At 53.1% G+C, this 17,369-nt stretch carries 15 protein-coding genes and 1 pseudogene; 6 read left to right on the plus strand and 10 right to left on the minus strand.

The annotated features are described in order from the left end of the window. Positions 1-441: 441 nt before the first annotated feature. Complete coding sequence (locus TU92_RS03065; protein WP_112164515.1) at positions 442-1,866, minus strand: glutamine synthetase family protein; 1,425 nt, start codon at positions 1,864-1,866, stop codon at positions 442-444. Positions 1,867-2,243: 377 nt separating this feature from the next. Between TU92_RS03065 and puuD the strand changes: the two genes are divergently transcribed. The 3 genes from puuD to TU92_RS03080 are packed head-to-tail and all read left to right on the plus strand — an operon-like array spanning position 2,244 to position 4,973. Next, positions 2,244-3,047, plus strand: coding sequence for a gamma-glutamyl-gamma-aminobutyrate hydrolase (gene puuD / locus TU92_RS03070; protein ID WP_112164487.1), 804 nt, complete (start codon positions 2,244-2,246; stop codon positions 3,045-3,047). A 4-nt stretch (positions 3,048-3,051) separates the two neighbouring features. Next, positions 3,052-3,609, plus strand: coding sequence for an HTH-type transcriptional regulator PuuR (puuR, locus tag TU92_RS03075; protein WP_112164488.1), 558 nt, complete (start codon positions 3,052-3,054; stop codon positions 3,607-3,609). 50 nt (positions 3,610-3,659) lie between these two features. After that, positions 3,660-4,973: an NAD(P)/FAD-dependent oxidoreductase gene (locus TU92_RS03080; RefSeq protein WP_112164489.1), complete on the plus strand. Its 1,314-nt coding sequence runs from the start codon at positions 3,660-3,662 to the stop codon at positions 4,971-4,973. A 27-nt stretch (positions 4,974-5,000) separates the two neighbouring features. Here TU92_RS03080 and TU92_RS03085 read toward each other — a convergent pair whose 3' ends face one another. Next, complete coding sequence (locus TU92_RS03085) at positions 5,001-5,195, minus strand: hypothetical protein (RefSeq protein WP_112164490.1); 195 nt, start codon at positions 5,193-5,195, stop codon at positions 5,001-5,003. Between the two features lie 194 nt (positions 5,196-5,389). Here TU92_RS03085 and TU92_RS03090 point away from each other — a divergent pair. Next, positions 5,390-7,116, plus strand: a pseudogene (locus TU92_RS03090) (potassium/proton antiporter). Between the two features lie 94 nt (positions 7,117-7,210). On the opposite strand, the gene osmE reads toward TU92_RS03090, so the two are convergent. After that, positions 7,211-7,543 (minus strand): osmotically-inducible lipoprotein OsmE, encoded by a 333-nt coding sequence (gene osmE / locus TU92_RS03095; RefSeq protein ID WP_112164491.1) that lies wholly within the window; start codon positions 7,541-7,543, stop codon positions 7,211-7,213. Positions 7,544-7,780: 237 nt separating this feature from the next. Here osmE and TU92_RS03100 point away from each other — a divergent pair, with 237 nt between their 5' ends. Beyond that, a complete protein-coding gene (locus TU92_RS03100; RefSeq protein WP_112164492.1) occupies positions 7,781-8,380 on the plus strand; it encodes a cupin in 600 nt (199 codons plus the stop codon). Positions 8,381-8,476: 96 nt separating this feature from the next. Here the strand turns inward: TU92_RS03100 and TU92_RS03105 are convergent, their stop codons facing one another. The 7 genes from TU92_RS03105 to TU92_RS03135 form a co-directional block, all read right to left on the minus strand. After that, positions 8,477-9,160: a hypothetical protein gene (locus TU92_RS03105; RefSeq protein ID WP_112164493.1), complete on the minus strand. Its 684-nt coding sequence runs from the start codon at positions 9,158-9,160 to the stop codon at positions 8,477-8,479. A gap of 425 nt (positions 9,161-9,585) precedes the next feature. Next, positions 9,586-10,080, minus strand: a complete 495-nt coding sequence (locus TU92_RS03110; RefSeq protein ID WP_112164494.1) for a GNAT family N-acetyltransferase — start codon at positions 10,078-10,080, stop codon at positions 9,586-9,588. Positions 10,081-10,193: 113 nt separating this feature from the next. Beyond that, entirely contained in the window at positions 10,194-10,850 is a 657-nt protein-coding gene (locus tag TU92_RS03115) for a hypothetical protein (protein ID WP_112164495.1), read from the minus strand. Positions 10,851-11,025: 175 nt separating this feature from the next. Beyond that, positions 11,026-12,096 (minus strand): ABC transporter ATP-binding protein, encoded by a 1,071-nt coding sequence (locus tag TU92_RS03120; protein WP_112164496.1) that lies wholly within the window; start codon positions 12,094-12,096, stop codon positions 11,026-11,028. After that, positions 12,089-13,858 (minus strand): ABC transporter permease, encoded by a 1,770-nt coding sequence (locus TU92_RS03125; protein WP_112164497.1) that lies wholly within the window; start codon positions 13,856-13,858, stop codon positions 12,089-12,091. The genes TU92_RS03120 and TU92_RS03125 overlap by 8 nt, the downstream gene beginning before the upstream one ends. Before the next feature lie 194 nt (positions 13,859-14,052). Beyond that, entirely contained in the window at positions 14,053-15,141 is a 1,089-nt protein-coding gene (locus TU92_RS03130) for an ABC transporter substrate-binding protein (protein ID WP_112164498.1), read from the minus strand. A gap of 200 nt (positions 15,142-15,341) precedes the next feature. Beyond that, complete coding sequence (locus TU92_RS03135; protein ID WP_112164499.1) at positions 15,342-16,232, minus strand: SDR family oxidoreductase; 891 nt, start codon at positions 16,230-16,232, stop codon at positions 15,342-15,344. A gap of 119 nt (positions 16,233-16,351) precedes the next feature. On the opposite strand from TU92_RS03135, the gene TU92_RS03140 reads away from it, so the two are divergent. Beyond that, on the plus strand, positions 16,352-17,272 hold the full coding sequence (locus TU92_RS03140) for an AraC family transcriptional regulator (RefSeq protein WP_112164500.1): 921 nt from the start codon (positions 16,352-16,354) through the stop codon (positions 17,270-17,272). Positions 17,273-17,369: the final 97 nt, after the last annotated feature.

Genomic DNA, 17,369 nt, shown 5'->3' on the forward strand with positions numbered 1-17,369 from the left:
AGACACCGGGCGCTTAAACGCCTCTGAACGCAACGTACAGGGAAAACTTCGTGAGTTATTACCAGTAAACGGGGGATTGATCTTCACATCGCTGAACATGGAAGTGAAGGCTGAGCGAAGGTGGCCGCAGCTGAAAGAAGCACCGGCGGGCACCGGTACAGGTTTGAAGTATTGCCCCATTTTACATTTCCTCATAGTGGCGACCGTTTTGAATTTGGGATCGCACACGAACCTTGTTATCTATCCGGATCTGGGTCCGGCCTCTGTTAAATTAGTTTGGGTACTGCACATGCAAAAAAAATAACCGGCGCCTTTAAGCGTCGGTTATCTGCAGTGCGGCGTATTTTGCACAAATCACGCATGAATGACAACAATCAGTGGCGTCCGGTTACAATTTCTTTTCCAGTTTTGAACATCATGTGCATGTCTGTTAACCATTCACTAAGCGTTACGCAGCATCCAGTCGATTTCTGTTTCCGTCACACGACGTTCAAACTGCAATAACTCATCTGACTTACAGGCGTGATAAACCTGTGAAAAACGCTCGCCGAGGTATTTTTTCAGCGCCGGTTGTTCATCAAAATCGTACAAAGCATCGCTCTGACGAATAGGCAGCGGAATACCCTCCTGTTCCAGACCGTTCCCCGTCACCGGTTCCGGCAGCGGTAAATCGTTATCAAGTCCGTACAGCATCCCCGCCAGCACGGTGGCGACCACCAGATACGGGTTGGCATCAGCACCGGCCACGCGATACTCCACGCGATGGTCAGCCACGCCGCCGCACGGCACGCGCAGCGCAACGGTGCGATTGTTATGGCCCCACGATGCCTGTGTCGGCACGTACATGCCTGGCTGGAAGCGACGGAACGCATTCACGTTCGGCGCTAACACGGCCATCGACGCGGGCATCAGGGCAATCATGCCGGCCAGTGACCGTTTCATTAATTCGGAGTCATCGCCATTGGCGTTGGAAAACAGGTTTTTGCCATTGTCGTCGAGCACGCTCAGGTGGATGTGCATCCCGCTGCCCGCATACTCGTCATAAGGTTTCGCCATAAAAGTGGCGTCCATTTCGTGATTTTCCGCCACCAGACGCACCAGACGTTTGAGCATCAGAGCGTAGTCGCAGGCGCGCAGAATATTTTCGCTGTGCTGCAAATTGATTTCAAACTGACCCGGAGAGGACTCCGCCACCGCGCCAGAAGCCGGTAAGCCCTGAATATGCGCCAGACGGTCGATGTCACTCAGCACATCAGCAAAATGATCGAGATTATCTACAGAATAGACCTGCGTATGCATACTGCGCTCTTGCGTGCCGGGGGTACACGGCGGCTGGATATAGCCTTCGGCGTCGCGCTGCCTGTCGAGCAGATAGAACTCCAGCTCTACCGCTACCACCGGGAACAGGCCCCGCTGGCGCAATGTTTGCCAGATATGATTGAGCACATTGCGGGGTTCAACGTTAAAGGGAGTGCCATCTTCGTCAAGCATGGTCAGCAGCAGTTGCCCGGTGTGCTCAGGGTCAGAGGCTGAAGGCGTTAAGGTGCCGGGAACGGGAATACAGTTGCGATCGGGTTCGCCAAGTTCCTGGCCAAGACCCGCTTCTTCCACGACATTACCGAGAATGTCCATGGCGAAAACCGACGCCGGGAAGTAACAGCCTTTTTCGAGTTTACGTAATGAAGTGACGGGAACGCGTTTGCCGCGGAAGGAACCATTGAGATCGGTGAGCAGGACGTCGACGTGAAGGGTAAGTGGGTGACGCTCCAGGTATTGAGTTACTTCATCCTGGAACGCGCTACTTCGCTCTTCAATGTGCTTAGCAAGAGGTTCGTTCTCGCTAATCTCTTTCTTAATTTCATTCATCAGTTGAGTCGCTTGCATAGGTTTTCCGCCATTTGCTGGTTTCCGGCGTCAACGGCACCACCATGATGCCTGCCGGCTAAGCCTTACCGTTTGATTGCTCTGTTCAACGCAGTCTTCTCATGTGTCTTCATTCTCGGTTATCAGGGTGATTCGTTTATCCGCCCGACCATGCTCAAAATATAGGCCATATGATTAACCCTAGCCTTAACATTAATTTTTTGCAACACCTACAATTTGATAACAACTCAGTTTGAAATGCCATCAATGCGCTGCTAAATTGGTCAGAAGAAGGCCAGAATCATTGAAATAATTCCCAACAGCCGCGTGAGGAGAGACGCCCGCTGTCAATACATTCATCCACTCAACGAGGCGGTATTATGGGCAATATATTTTCCACGGCATCCGCTGGAAAACAGACCAGCTACAGACCGATCATTGGGGTAGTAATGTGTGAAAACACCGTTGATGAAAACCCTGCTCTCACCGTCCACGAAAAATATCTGGACGCCATCTTTAATGCAGACGCCCTGCCCGTCTGTCTGCCGCATGAACTGGCGGCGCGCGAAGGTGCAATAGATCAGATCCTGCGCGGTCTTGACGGCATCTTCCTCACCGGCAGCCCCAGCAATATTGAGCCACATCAGTACGGTGAAGAGGGTATTGAAGAACTCGCCGATCCGGGGCGCGACCGCCTGAGTCTGCAACTTATCCGTGCGACGCTGGATAAAAAGATCCCTTTATTTGCCGCCTGCCGCGGTTTGCAGGAGCTGGTGGTGGCAACTGGTGGCAGTTTGTACCGCAAGGTGCAGGAGGTGCCGGGCTATATGGATCACCGCGAAGACACCAGTCTGCCCCATGACGATCAATATAACGTCGTGCATCCGGTACATATCGAACCGGGCGGATTACTTTCAGAATTGTTACACGATTATCAGCAGTTTCAGGTGAACTCCCTGCACGGTCAGGGGGCAAAAACGCTGGGCGCGGAACTGAATGTGGAAGCCCGAGCGCCGGATAATCTGGTGGAGGCCGTGAGCGTTCGCGACCATCCGTTTGCTCTGGGGGTGCAATGGCACCCTGAATGGCACAGCCTGACGGACCCGGTGTCTCGTCAGTTGTTCAACGCATTTATCAATGCCTGCCGCAAAGGCCATCAGGCCCGGAGCGCTCGCGAGGAATAGACGGATGAGCGAAGTCAGTCTGGCGCCTGGTCGCCGGCTTTCTGAAATTCGTCAGCAACTCGGCATGTCACAACGCAAAGCCGCCGAATTGTCTGGCCTGACCCACAGCGCCATCAGCACCATCGAACAGGATAAAGTCAGCCCCGCCGTCAGTACGTTGCAAAAACTGTTGCGGGTGTACGGGCTGTCGTTATCCGAATTTTTTGCCGAAGCGCACGAAAGTGATAAACCGAAAATTGTTATCAATTCGGCAGACTTGATTGAAATCGGCAGCCGCGGCGTATCCATGAAAATGGTGCACAACGGCACGCCAAACCACGCGGTCGCCATGCTGCTGGAAACGTATCAGCCGGGCAGCACCACCGGCGACAAAATCAAACATCAGGGAGAGGAAGTCGGCACCCTGTTAGAAGGGGAGATTATTTTAACCGTCAACGGTCAGAGTTATCCGCTGCGTGCCGGGCAGAGTTATGCCATTAATACCGCCAACCCACACAGCTTCAGTAATATTTCTACGCGAATTTGCAGGATAGTTAGCGCACATACCCCTAATACCTTCTAGTTGTCGCAGGATCTGGGCCTGACAACGGGAACCAAAAGAAGGATGTCACTATGAGTACTCACACGCGAAGTCCCGACGCTGCCGGCGTGCCCCACACCGACAGCTACTATGCCAGCTCCGTCAATGCGCACGCGCCATGGCCGGAGCTGACGGATAATATTGAGTGCGATGTCTGTATTGTCGGCGCCGGGTACACCGGCATCTCTTCTGCTTTATATCTCTGTGAAGCCGGTTACGACGTCGTGGTGCTGGAAGCCGCCCGCGTCGGCTGGGGCGCCAGCGGGCGCAACGGCGGTCAGGTGGTCAATTCCTACAGCCGTGATATTGATGTCATTGAAGACCGCTACGGTCGTCAGACCGCCGATATGCTCGGCAGTATGATGTTTGAAGGCGCGAACATTATCCGCCAGCGTATCGACCAATATGCCATCGACTGTGACTATCGGCCTGGCTGCGTGTTTGCCGCGCTGAGTGCGCGCCAGCTTACGAAGCTGCGTGACCAGCAAAAGCTGTGGAACCGTTACGGGCATACCGATCTCACCCTGCTGGACGAAAGTGCTATTCGCCGCGAGATAGCCACTGACCGCTACGTCGGCGGGCTCCTTGATAAGCATGGCGGGCATATTCACCCGCTGAATCTGGTGCTGGGCGAGGCCGAAGCTATACGCCGTCACGGCGGACGCATTTTTGAAGGCTCGGCGGTCACGCGCATTGAACATGGCGATCCGGCTCGTGTACATACCGCGAAGGGTCAGGTGAAAGCGAAGTATGTGATTCTGGCAGGCAACGCTTATCTCAGCCAGCAACTCGCGCCGCGCCTCACGCGTCTGAGTATGCCGTGCGGTTCGCAAATCATCGCCACTGAACCACTGTCGGAAGACATGGCGCTGTCGTTATTGCCGAATAATTACTGCGTGGAAGACTGCAACTATCTGCTCGACTACTTCCGTCTTACCGCGGATAACCGGATGCTGTACGGCGGCGGCGTCACCTATGGAGGGAAAAATCCGCCGAATATCGATTCGGTGATCCTGCCCAAGCTTAACCGCACCTTCCCGCAGCTGAAAGGCGTGAAAATCGATTATCGCTGGGGCGGCAATTTCCTGCTGACACTTTCACGCCTGCCGCAGTTCGGGCGGCTGGAGAACAACATCTACTATATGCAGGGCGACAGCGGACATGGCGTGACGCTGACGCATCTGGCGGGGAAACTGATCACCGAAGTGCTGCGCGGCGACGCCGAGCGTTTTGACGCATTCGCCCGCCTGCCGCACATGCCATTCTTCGGTGGCCGCAACTTCCAGGTGCCTTTCACCATGCTCGGCGCGGCCTATTATTCCTTGCGTGACCGTCTGGGCGTGTAACCGATCCCCGCAGGTTCTCTGCGGGGTTTAGCCTTTGCCCGACACCGGAAATTCATGATCAGTGCCCACTTCGGGCAACTCATCGAGTTCCGGCTGGATCCCTTGCGAAATGTAATCTTTCGCAGCGATTGCCTGCTCTTTGCCCGCTGCATCGCGGATAACCACATGTTTGATGCTGCCATCTTCAAGCACTTCACGGTGTACGCCGGTAAATTCACTCATTTGCTGATCCTTTTTTATCATTGCCAGGAGACATCACTCATCATTAAGCATAGTTTTATATTCTTAAGTGCAACTAATAAAAATCCGAAATGACCTCAGCAAGGGGCTCATTTTCCTGATAAATTAGACACCTCGTCATTGATGATGAAACCGCTTTTCCCCCGCCATACTCACGCTCTACAAGGAGAACGCTCTTGGACGCCAGCACGATCAACACACTTTTCTTTATTGGCGCCCTGTTAGTCGCAGCGAGCATTTTGCTCAGTTCGTTCTCTTCTAAGCTCGGCATCCCTATTTTGGTCATTTTCCTCGCCATCGGCATGCTGGCGGGCGTCGACGGGATCGGCGGTATTGCGTTCGATAATTACCCGGCGGCCTATCTGGTCAGCAACCTCGCACTGGCCGTTATTCTGCTCGACGGCGGGATGCGCACCCGGGCGTCCTCTTTCCGCGTGGCGCTGTGGCCTGCACTGTCGCTGGCGACGGTTGGCGTGCTTATAACTGCCGGACTGACCGGCATGGCGGCGGCGTGGCTGTTCCATATCGACCTGATGCAGGGCCTGCTGATTGGCGCAATTATCGGCTCGACCGATGCGGCGGCGGTGTTCTCGCTGATTGGCGGCAAAGGGCTGAACGAACGCGTGAGCGCGACGCTGGAAATTGAATCTGGTAGCAACGACCCGATGGCAGTGTTTCTGACCATTACGCTCATCGACATGATCTCCAAAGGCGAACACGGGCTGAGCCTGATGTTTGTGGTCGACGTGGTGCGCCAGTTTGGCCTCGGTATTGTGTTTGGCGTCGGTGGTGGCTGGCTGCTGCACAAACTCATCAACAAAATTACGCTGGCGGCCGGTTTATATCCGCTGCTGGCCTTTAGCGGCGGCCTGCTGGTGTACGCCGCCACCATGTCGCTCGAAGGCAGTGGCATTCTGGCCGTTTACCTGTGCGGGCTGATGCTCGGCAACATGCCGATCCGCAACCGCCACGGGATTATGCAAACCTTCGACGGGCTGGCGTGGCTGAGCCAGATTGGCATGTTCCTGGTGCTCGGCCTGCTGCTGACGCCCAGCGATCTGCTGCCGATTGCCGTTGCAGCGCTGGCGCTGTCCCTGTGGATGATCCTGCTGGCGCGCCCGCTGTCGGTGTTCGTGAGCCTTATCCCGTTCAAAAACTTCACCCTGCGCGAGCGGTTCTTTATCTCGTGGGTGGGCCTGCGCGGCGCGGTACCGATCATTCTGGCAGTCTTCCCAATGATGGCCGGGCTGCCTAACGCCACCCTGTTTTTCAACGTTGCGTTCTTTATCGTGCTGGTGTCGCTGCTGGTTCAGGGCACGTCGCTGGGTTTCGCGGCCAAAAAAGCCAGGGTGCTGGTACCACCGCAGCCGACCCCCATCTCCCGCGTCGGATTGGATATCGATGTGTATAACGACTGGGAGCAGTTTATCTACCAGCTGGGTTCGGAGAATGGTGCGTCGGCGCAGCGCTGCGTGACTTACAGATGCCGCAGGAAACGCGCATTGCCGCCCTGTTCCGTGGCAAAGAGATGCTGCACCCGACCGGCAGTACGCGGCTGAAGGAAGGCGATATTCTGTGTGTGATCGGTCAGGAAAAACACCTACCGGAGCTGGGCAAGCTGTTCAGCGACAGCAATAAAGTGGTGCTCGACGACCGCTTCTTCGGTGATTTCATCTTGCAGGCCGATGCGCCGCTGGATGCCATTTCACAGCTTTACGGCCTGAATCTGGAAGATACCGTCGATCAGTCGCAGTCACTGGGGCATTTCGTTATCCGGTTGCTGGGCGGTGAACCGGTTATCGGTGACCATATCGAATGGGACGGCCTGACGTGGACGATTGCTGAGATGGATGGCAACCGGGTCAGTAAAGTCGGTGTGAGGATTGTGACGGAGAAGGCCTGATTCTGCCCGGCGTAAATCGCAATAAAAAATGCCTGTTCGTTTAACACGACAGGCATTTTTTTTATGCTGACTTAACCTTCAGACGCGGTTGCTGTTACTGAGCAGCTTGCGGGTCTTTGTCGTAGTCTGAACAGGACTGATAGCCTTTGTTCATGACATGACCGGTGTCGTTATAGCTGACAAAGTAAGTCTGTGCTTTACCATCACGCGGAGCCACAGCATACGTCTGGCAAGTGCCTTTCGCATGGATAAGCGTCGCTTCTGTAGACGGTGGGCCTGCAATAGCGCGAACCTGAGATTTTGTCATACCGACTTTAACATCGCTGACCACTGGCTCTTTTACGTAGCTCGCTGCGCGGTCATAAGTCTGACAACCTGCCAGTACAGAAACTGCTGTAGCAACCACAAGTAACATTTTCTTATTCATAACATCTCCTCCTGAGGCCATTTTCTATTTTTGTATAAGCCACTTAAGCATAGAAGACATAAGGCATTTATCCAGTGAACAGGCCTTCTATTTGTTGAATGCTACAGTTTTTAAGTTTTATCTGAGAAGCCTGTCGATTGTTTAACCCGTTTAAAACAGTCTGTAGAAAGATGATTTTCAGGCATTTTTGTTCTATACATGAATGAGGTAAGTCATTGAAATAAGGAGCACGGCCTGATGCCTGTGGATCGACGTCAGTTTGTTACGTTACTGGGGGTCATCGCGCTGATGCCACTGCCCCGCGCTGGTTTTGCTACCCCCAGAGAGGTCGCGATGGAAACCCTGCTGATTGATAAACCTTCGGGTGGCGTGCCTAATAACAAACTCCCGGTCATGATTTATCACCGCGTTATCCCGCCTAACGTCGTCGATAATGCCGACTATCTCGAGCATCTTTTCCGTTCTAATGGCTGGCCACCGCAGTGGCGCTATCCGGTGTACACCTTTACCCATTTCCATTCGAATACTCATGAAGCCCTGGGCGTGTTTGCCGGAACGGCGAGATTACAGCTCGGTGGCGAGAACGGGAAAATCATTGAAGTAAAGGTGGGAGATGTTCTGCTCTTACCGGCGGGCATCGGGCATAAACAAATTTCCGCCGACGAAGAATTTATGCTGGTGGGTGCATATCCGCCTGAAATGAAAGCCGATCTTTGTCATGACGAACCCGCGCAACTGGCGGCGCGAACCAAAGCGGTCATCGCCGTGCCGCTGCCTGACACTGATCCGGTAACCGGACACAGTGAAGGCAGCATGCTGGCGTGGCATAAGAAGTAAAAAACGAGGGTATTACCACGGCAATTGCATTACCTCCTCCCCTTGATACGTCCTGACTGAACAATATCAGTGAGGGGGGGGCATCGCATGAAATGACTATTTTCGAGTAATGATTATCTGTGCTAAGACTTGAGCCCCGCGATAAGTGTTTTGTATTTTAGAATTAATATCCATTAGTGAAAATTGTTTATTGACTTTGAAAAGACCAATATTTGGATCAAGATAATATATCTCTTCGGGTGCCAGGCTTATTGTGGCTACAGCATGCATGCCACCTTCAGGGCCAGGCACAGCGACACCAAAAATAGCGCCACTGGGTTTTCCTGAATACTTGACACCTTTAGCAGAAAGTAAATTATTCAATTCATGATAAGAATAAACCAGCCCTGGGACGCCATTTATAATTTCTAATTCTCGCTGTCTATTGTTTTTATAATTAACAGTAAACTCAGCGGGTGAAACCTTACCACCAGAATGGCCCTCCTTAATCAACAATCTTCCATTAGCACGCGTTTCATAATTTACATGCCGCCGCATGACTCTTTCCAGGAAATTTTGAAACTCCTGTTTTTCAACAGGAATTCGCGCATGCATTTGTGGAGGCGTTGAAGTGAACCATGCTGGGAGCCAGGTTTGTAGGAAATTTTTTTGTATTGTTACCGGACGGTCTTTTAAAACATCGCCAAGCCAGGTCAGACAAAAACCCATACAGAAACCTCTGGAATTATGCGTCTCAATAAACTTCTGATATTGCGTTTCAAATGAAATGATTAACTCCATTTTATCGTTCCTTTACCTGGTGAAATTCAATTTTTTTTAATCAACCACCCACTGCATATTGCCTATCCTTGTAAGCTCACAGATGAACGGGGTTGCAGAATAATTTTTCTTATCAAAAAAAACAATGAATAAACTGAAAGTAGTAATAATAAAACTCATTTAATACATTAGTTAAATGAACAGACCGTAATATATACATAATACTTCATTTATATGATTTATTAATCATCACTCATGCCTTCTCAAAATCCACACGTGCTACTCAGAACCGGCAACACCAGATGAAAATCCAGCACTCGTAGATCACGAAATTATCTCCTCATCTCTCCTGAGCGGTTCCCCGCTACCAGTAAATGAAAGAAATATGACGGGACGGCCTGACAGCCGTCCGTTAATACAGGGATTTTTTTAGAAGGCTTGTCACGTTAAATCAATGGACGCTGCATAATACTGACCCACTCGCCGTTGACTTCGCGGCGCTCGGCTTCCAGCCAGCCAAGACGGCCATATAATCCTTGCTGATCGGGCGTATACAGCCACAGCGTATCAATACCGGCCGCACGTGAACGCTCGATACAGGCTTTGACCAGCGCCGAACCGATCCCCTTTCCGCGCAGATGATGGCAGGTGAACACTTCACCCAGCCAGTATTTGCGCTCGGCGACATCACTAAGCTCATAGCGCATCACGCCAGCGGTTCCCACCACCTGCTCGTTTTCATCCAGTGCGATTAACACGCACTGGCGGCCACGGCTGAGGAGGCGTTGTTCAAGTCGTTGACGAATAAAATCTTTTTGTGCCCAGTGGGCGAAATCAGACCATTCACCGTGCAGATATTCGGTGACCGTCTCAAGGTATTGCGGGACATCAGCCAGACTGGCGATTTTTACGGTATCAGTGGGAGAGGTGTTTTGAGTCATGGAAAAACCGTTTTAAACAATCAGGGGGAACCAATTTGCGGATTCCCCCTGCGAGTGTCAAGCCGCAGACTCACATTCACTCGCTATCAGGCATCGATAGTCAAAATGGTGGGCTACTTGCGGCTGATAATGATCTGATCTGCTATACGCGGATTTTCATAGGTCGCCAGTACATTCTCGGCTATCTCCAGCGCAATATTTGCACTATCGACTTTAAATAGCCCAAGATTGGGATCAAGAAAATAGGTCTCTCTGGGTGACAGACTAATTACAGCAATAGCATGGGCAGTATTTCTTTTAGGAAACCACATTGTAATAATCGTGCCTTGCGCACGCCCTGTAAAATCCAACCCCTGCGTCGCGAATAAATTATCAAACTCCCGATAAGTATATTTCAGCCCCGGATTTCCACTTTTCTCTTCCAAAAAAAGTTGACGCTGATTCTTTTTATTGACCAGTATCGCTGTGCGTGCCTGATAATGATAGGGATCGTGGTTTTCACTTTTAAGCAGATAGCTTTTCTGTCGTTTCAAAGCGCGCTGAAACAGCGCTTCTAACGCCACCTGGTCGAAAGGGATATGTGCAATTGAACTGGGTGAAGAAAGCCAGGAGGGTGTCCACCTTGCCGCAAACCCAGCTTGTGCCGGGTCCGGCCTGTTTTTCAATATATCGCCCAACCAGACCAGACACAAACCCATGCATATACCATTACTTTTATATCTGCGTATAAACGCCGCATATTGCTCTTTAAAATTAACCACTAACTCCATGTTTTATTATCCTTTGAAACCCACCCATAAACGGCTGAGAAGAATAAATTTTAAAATCCGAAAGGACAATAAAAAAAATCAAAAAAAAGCATACTAAAATAGATTAAATAAATACAGTGAATAATAAAATATAACCCATATAAACATTGTATTCATATGGGTTATTTAACCGCATTTATCCTTTCGGGAAAATCCACACGTGCTGTTCCGGCAATGCCAGATGGCAGTGCTGAGGATCCCGTACATCCGTACCATAGGCGCGGATGACAAAATCATCACCGGCGGTGCGGAACAGGTATTCCCAGCGGTCACCGAGGTACATGCTGGTCAGCAGCGGTAATTCCAGCTGATTGTCGCCCGGTCCGTCGGCCAGCACCACGCGCTCGACGCGGATCACCGCCGTGCCCTCCTGCCCGCTCTGTACGCCCTCACCCGCCTGCCCCCACAGCGCCCAGTCTTTGCCTTCAATGCGCGCTTTGCCGTCGCGCACGTCGGTGACTTTGCCGTGCAGCCGGTTGTTACTGCCCATAAATTCGGCGGTAAACAGCGTTTTCGGCGAACCGTACATTTCCTGCGGCGTACCCTGCTGTTCGATTTTGCCGTTATTGAGTAACAGGATACGGTCAGAAATCGCCATCGCTTCGTTCTGATCGTGCGTCACCATCAGCGCCGACAGGCCGAGTTTAATGATCAGTTCGCGCAGGAACACACGCGCTTCTTCACGCAGCTTGGCATCGAGGTTAGACAGCGGCTCATCAAGTAATATCACCGGCGGGTTATACACCAGCGCACGGCCAATCGCTACGCGCTGTTGCTGACCACCGGAAAGCTGATGCGGATGGCGTTTGCCCAGATGCCCCAGCCCGAGCTGATCCAGCACCGCCTGCACTCTTTGCGTGATTTCACCCGACGCCACCTTGCGCAGTTTTAGCGGGTACGCGACGTTTTCGAAAACGGTTTTGTGCGGCCAAAGCGCATAGGACTGAAAGACCAGCCCGAGATTACGCTCCTCGGCGGGAATTTCGCTGCGCGGTGTGCCGTCGTAGACTTTGTTTTTGCCGATAATGATCGTGCCCTGCGTCGGCTTTTCCAGCCCGGCGACGGCGCGCAGCAAGGTGGTTTTGCCACTGCCGGAAGGCCCGAGTAAGGACACCACTTCGCCACGCTTCAGATCCATTGACACGCCTTTCAGCACCGGATTGTCGCCGTAGGTTAAGTGCAGATTCTCGACCGATAATTCAATCATGTAATTTGACTCCAAAACGAAGGGCAATACCCAGACCTAACACCACCAGCAGGATGTTAATAAAGGAGAGCGCGGCGACGATATCTATCGCTCCTGCCGCCCACAGGGAAACCAGCATCGAACCAATGGTTTCCGTGCCGGGTGAAAGCAGATACACACCGGTGGAATATTCGCGTTCGAAAATCAGGAACATCAGCAGCCAGGATCCAATCAGGCCGTAGCGTGACAGCGGAATGGTGACGTGACGGGTGATTTGCCCGCGTGTCGCACCGGCACTGCGCGCCGCCTCTTCCAGCTCCGGCCCGACCTGCAACAGCGTCGAGGAGATCAGCCGCAGACCGTACGCCATCCACACCACGGTATACGCCAGCCAGACGCTGAAAATCGTACTGCGCAGCGATCGCAACCAGACCACCAGGTTATCGCGCAGCCACTGCGACCAGGGCATCCCCGAAAGCCAGCCGGATTTGAGCGCATTGTCCAGCCACATCGGCAGAAAGAGGAATACCCACAGGAAAGCCAGACCGGCCAGCAACCCCGGAACGGCACGTGGCACCAGCACGCTGTAATCGAGAAAACGCGTCACGCCGTCTGGTTTACGGTGCATGGCAATGCCGATAAACAGATAACAGGCGACGGCCAGCGCACCGCCGATCACGCCAATAGCCATCGAGTTGACGATGGCGCGAAGCAGATTAGGCTGCTCCCAGATGGTGCGGAAGGTATTGAGTGACAGTTCATCCCACAAAGATACACCGACGCCCCAGTTGGAAATGAACGCTCGCAGCACCACGCCCAGCAGTGGTACGCCGATGGTCACGGTCAGCCAGAAAGCCACCACCGCGCCCGCCACCCAGCGCCATTTACCCAGCGGTAACGCCCGCGCCTGCGATGCTTTGCCCTTTACGGTGACAAAGCGGTTAGCGGTGCGCATCAGGCGGCGCTGCAACATCACCAGCGGGATGGTGATACAAATCAGCACCACGGCGACGGCGGCCATCAGGTGATAAGACGGCGTACCTAGTTTGTTGGTCAGTTGATAGAGATAAGTCGCCAGTACCATGTTGCCTTCGGGGTCGCCGAGCACCAGCATCAGGCCGAACACTTCCAGCCCGAGGAAGAACAGCAACACCGTCGCGTACAAAATGGACGGGCGAACCATTGGCAGACTGACGGCGGTCATCACCTGTAACGGCGAAGCACCGGCGGTACGCGCGGCCTCTTCGACGTCAGAACCTACGCTGCGCAGCGCCGAAGAAATATAGAGATAGGCGTGGGGAACGTGGGTCAGACCGGCGATTACCACGATGCTCGACATGTCGTAGATATTCCAGGGTACAAACCCGAAGATGGCCTGCGCCCACAGCGAGAAGAAGCCCACCGGCCCGGCAGCGACCACATAACCAAACCCCAGCACCATCGGCGAGACGAAAATCGGCACCAGAATCAGCGGCTCGATGAGACGCCTGCCGGGCAAATCGGTGCGTACCATCAGGAACGCCAGAATTCCGCCCAGCGGGATGGCGATCACCACCAACCCGAACGCCAGAATAAAGCCACTTTTCAGCGCCTTGTAGAAATCCGGATCGGTGAAAATAAATTCAAACGACTCCAGGCTCCACTCCTTCGAGGGGGAGAAGAAAGGTGCGGAGAGAAAACTTTGTATCACGATGAACGACAACGGAATGTAGATAACCAGCGCGGTTATCAGCACCACCATGCCACGCGGCAAACTTTGCCACTTTCTGCGCAATGCATTCATGTTACTTCCCTTAGGTCAGGAACCCTGAACGACGGAATCAGGTAAACAAGGGAGGCTTACGCCTCCGTTTACCCAAAATCATTCGAGTTGCAGGATGGCGGCAATCGACCGGATCCCGATGAACTTACTCAGGTAAGTGATTCGGGTGAGCGAGTGCAGCCAACGCATCTGCAGCGTGAAGAATGACGGGTAAATTATTTTGATGCGGCGGTACGCCACTGTTTAATGTAATCCAGACGTTTTTTCTGTTGCAGATATTCCAGCAGGGTTTCGTCGACCGGAATCGGCTTGAGGGCGTTTCCTAACATTTTGGTCAGGCCGTCGATGTCATTTTTACCTTCGATATCGTTACGGATTGACGGGATATCGGCCTGATTCGCCAAAATGCTTTGGCCTTTTTCAGACAGCACGTAATCCAGCCACAGTCTGGCGGCATTGCTGTTTTTCGATTCCTGACTGATGAAGGAGACGCGGGAAAGCACCAGGGTGTAATCCTTCGGATAGGAAATGCCGAGCGACGGATCGGTTTTGGCGCGGGCTTCGGCATAGGAGCCGAGGATGTTAAAGCCGATCAGGTTTTCGCCAGACGAGACCCTCTCCATCATGGTACCGGTGGAGGACTGTACCGCTAAGCCACCTTTGGCGACGTCAGCCAGCGTTTTGAAATAATTGGGATCGGCTTTGAAATCCTGTACCGACAGCATGAAACCGAGACCCGATTTCTCGATGTCATAGGTGGTGACTTTTTTGCTGAATTTGTCGGTCTGGCTGGCGATCAGTTTTGCCAGCGCCGCATGGGAATCAGGGACGTCGCCCGCGGGGATCAGCCTTTTGTTATAGATGAAGACCACTGGCTCGTAGGTGGTGCCGTAGGCTTTGTCTTTCCACACAGCCCATTTCGGCAACTGGCTCTGCTCCGGCGATTTGTATTCCTGAGCGTAATCGGTCGCCAGCTTCAGCGCGGTGTCCATCGAGGAACTCCAGACCACATCGCCGCTGGTGCCGCCCGCGGCCTGCTCACTGATATAACGGTTGTACAGCTCGGTACTGTTCATGTCGTTATATTCGACTTTGATACCCGGATACGTTGCCTCAAACCCCTGAATCAGCGGGCCTGCAGCTTTAGTGTCCGTAGTGGAGTACACCACCACTTTGCCTTCTTTGGTCGCGGCATCGACGATTTTTTGATAATCGGCCGGATACCCTTGAGGTAATGCTGACATTGCAGAGGAAGACATCAGTACAGCGGAAGCAATCAGAGAGATACGTAATTTATTCGACATTATTGTTAACCTCTAGTTACATTTGAGAAACTAAAAATCAACATAGCGCATAACATCTGACAGGCAATGGGGTAAATTTTTTATCTTCCCGAAGTGTGATTCGGGGCGTTTTTTAGGCAATTAACACCATTAAAACCACGGAGAAAAGTGTTCATCAGGCCACCGGAATGGCCTGATGAAGGGAGAGAAGGCAGGGCCGGTTAATTAAAATATCCGGCGGTGTCGATATCCTTCAGCAATCCCTGATGTTCCGGCTTCCAGCCCAGCGTCTCACGGGTAAACGCGCTGGACGTCGGGTTATCCAGCGCGGCAAAGTGCGTGAACCAGCCGAAATGCGCGTCGGCACTTTCCGCCGTTTTACTTTCCACTGGCAGATTCAGATGTTTGCCAATCAGCCCGGCAATCTCTTTAAATGCCACCCCCTGCTCGGCAGTGGCGTGATAAACAGCATTGCTTGCACCCTTTTCCAGCGCCAACCGGAACACTCGCGCCGCATCCAGACGATGCACCGCGGGCCAGACATTTTCACCCTTGCCGGTGTAGGCAGAAACGCCCTTATCACGCGCCATCGCGATGAGCATCGGCACAAATCCGTAATCGCCTGCACCATGTACCGAAGGGGGTAAACGCACCACTGATACGTGAACGCCCTGTTTTGCCAGCGCCGCAGCCGCCAGTTCGGAGGCGATACGCGGGTTCATTCCCTGCGGGTCTGGCAGATCCTGTTCCGTCGCCGGACGCTGGTTACTCACCAGCGCGGTCGCGGAGGTGATAATCAGCGGTTTTTCCGTGCCCGCCAGCGCCGAGCCCAGGGCGCCGATTGCCAGCCGGTCTTTTTCGCAGTTCTCCAGAAACTTCGAAAAATCATGAATAAACGCGGTATGAATCACGCCGTCGGCGTGCGCTGCACCACGTTTAAGACTCTCGAGATCTTCAATGCTGCCACGATGCACTTCTGCACCCGCAGCCACCAGCGCATCTGCCCCCGCGTCTGAACGCGCCAGGCCAAGCACCTGATGCCCTGCCTTGAGTAAATCCTCCACCACCGCAGAGCCGATAAAACCTGTCGCACCTGTCACGAATACACGCATTGTGAAATCCTCTGTTATTTACCGGAAAGGCTACCCTTTGGGAACGACTATATGCGCTGGTGGAAAGACGATCTATGCGCTAAAGTCCGCATTATCTTTGCAATCGTCCGGAGTTAATGATGGATCCTCTTTCCGATGTGTTATCGCTGCTCAAACCCCGCAGTACGATGTCAGCGGGTTTTAAAGCGGGCGGCGACTGGTCGATAAAATTTCCCGATCATTATCAGTCGATAAAATGTAATGCGGTTATCCGCGGCGAGTGCTGGCTGTCGGTGGATTCAGTTCCGGGCGCGGTACATTTACAGGCAGGCGACTGTTTTGTTTTACCCAGCGGCAGACCTTTTCGCCTCGCCAGCGATCTCAGGCTTCCCTCTGCGGATGCCACGCCAATTCTTACCCAGACGCGCGAAAACGGCACCGTGACTTACAACGGCGGCGAGGATTTCTATCTCACCGGCAGCCGTTTTTACGTCAGCGGCAGCAATGCCCCGGCACTTCTGGCGATGTTGCCGCCGGTGGTGCACATCTCGAAGGAATCCGATAAAGACATTTTGCGCTGGGCAGTTGACCGGATGATTCAGGAACAGCACGACCCGCAGCCGGGCGGATTGCTTATCGCTCAGCATATGGCACACGTGATACTGGTGCAGGCGTTGCGGATGTACGTTGGCAGCCAGCTGCCGGGAGTGGAAAGCGGATGGTTTACGGCGCTGGCGGATAAACAGTTATCCAGGGCGCTGAATGCGATGCATGAAAAACCGGCCCACCGCTGGACCGTTCAGGCGCTGGCAGAATGCGCGGGGATGTCGCGCTCGGTATTCTCACTGAAATTTAAACAGACCGTCGGCAGCGCACCGCTGGAATATCTCACCCGCTGGCGTATGTTGCTGGCCGCAGACCGGCTGACTCAGGGTAAAGAGCCGGTTTCTGCCGTGGCGCTGGCGCTAGGCTATGAATCAGAAAGCGCGTTCAGCACGGCATTTAAGCGCACGTTAGGCTGTTCTCCGCGGCAGTACGGACAGAAAGAAGGGACTTTTTAGTCAGGGATGGATTTCAGATCCAAAGAATGCGGGAATTTCAGGCACAAAAAAAGCCGCTAATTGCTTAGCAGCTTTGATGTGTTGTTTATGGCGGAGG

The organism is Rahnella inusitata (assembly GCF_003263515.1).
GTDB classification, from domain to species: domain Bacteria; phylum Pseudomonadota; class Gammaproteobacteria; order Enterobacterales; family Enterobacteriaceae; genus Rahnella; species Rahnella inusitata.

Excerpts from the sequence above, each read along its gene's own strand:
- TU92_RS03065 (WP_112164515.1), bottom strand. The coding sequence starts at position 1,866 with ATGAATGAAATTAAGAAAGAGATTAGCGAGAACGAACCTCTTGCTAAG.
- puuD (WP_112164487.1), top strand. The coding sequence starts at position 2,244 with ATGGGCAATATATTTTCCACGGCATCCGCTGGAAAACAGACCAGCTAC.
- puuR (WP_112164488.1), top strand. The coding sequence starts at position 3,052 with ATGAGCGAAGTCAGTCTGGCGCCTGGTCGCCGGCTTTCTGAAATTCGT.
- TU92_RS03080 (WP_112164489.1), top strand. The coding sequence starts at position 3,660 with ATGAGTACTCACACGCGAAGTCCCGACGCTGCCGGCGTGCCCCACACC.
- TU92_RS03085 (WP_112164490.1), bottom strand. The coding sequence starts at position 5,195 with ATGAGTGAATTTACCGGCGTACACCGTGAAGTGCTTGAAGATGGCAGC.
- osmE (WP_112164491.1), bottom strand. The coding sequence starts at position 7,543 with ATGAATAAGAAAATGTTACTTGTGGTTGCTACAGCAGTTTCTGTACTG.
- TU92_RS03100 (WP_112164492.1), top strand. The coding sequence starts at position 7,781 with ATGCCTGTGGATCGACGTCAGTTTGTTACGTTACTGGGGGTCATCGCG.
- TU92_RS03105 (WP_112164493.1), bottom strand. The coding sequence starts at position 9,160 with ATGGAGTTAATCATTTCATTTGAAACGCAATATCAGAAGTTTATTGAG.
- TU92_RS03110 (WP_112164494.1), bottom strand. The coding sequence starts at position 10,080 with ATGACTCAAAACACCTCTCCCACTGATACCGTAAAAATCGCCAGTCTG.
- TU92_RS03115 (WP_112164495.1), bottom strand. The coding sequence starts at position 10,850 with ATGGAGTTAGTGGTTAATTTTAAAGAGCAATATGCGGCGTTTATACGC.
- TU92_RS03120 (WP_112164496.1), bottom strand. The coding sequence starts at position 12,096 with ATGATTGAATTATCGGTCGAGAATCTGCACTTAACCTACGGCGACAAT.
- TU92_RS03125 (WP_112164497.1), bottom strand. The coding sequence starts at position 13,858 with ATGAATGCATTGCGCAGAAAGTGGCAAAGTTTGCCGCGTGGCATGGTG.
- TU92_RS03130 (WP_112164498.1), bottom strand. The coding sequence starts at position 15,141 with ATGTCGAATAAATTACGTATCTCTCTGATTGCTTCCGCTGTACTGATG.
- TU92_RS03135 (WP_112164499.1), bottom strand. The coding sequence starts at position 16,232 with ATGCGTGTATTCGTGACAGGTGCGACAGGTTTTATCGGCTCTGCGGTG.
- TU92_RS03140 (WP_112164500.1), top strand. The coding sequence starts at position 16,352 with ATGGATCCTCTTTCCGATGTGTTATCGCTGCTCAAACCCCGCAGTACG.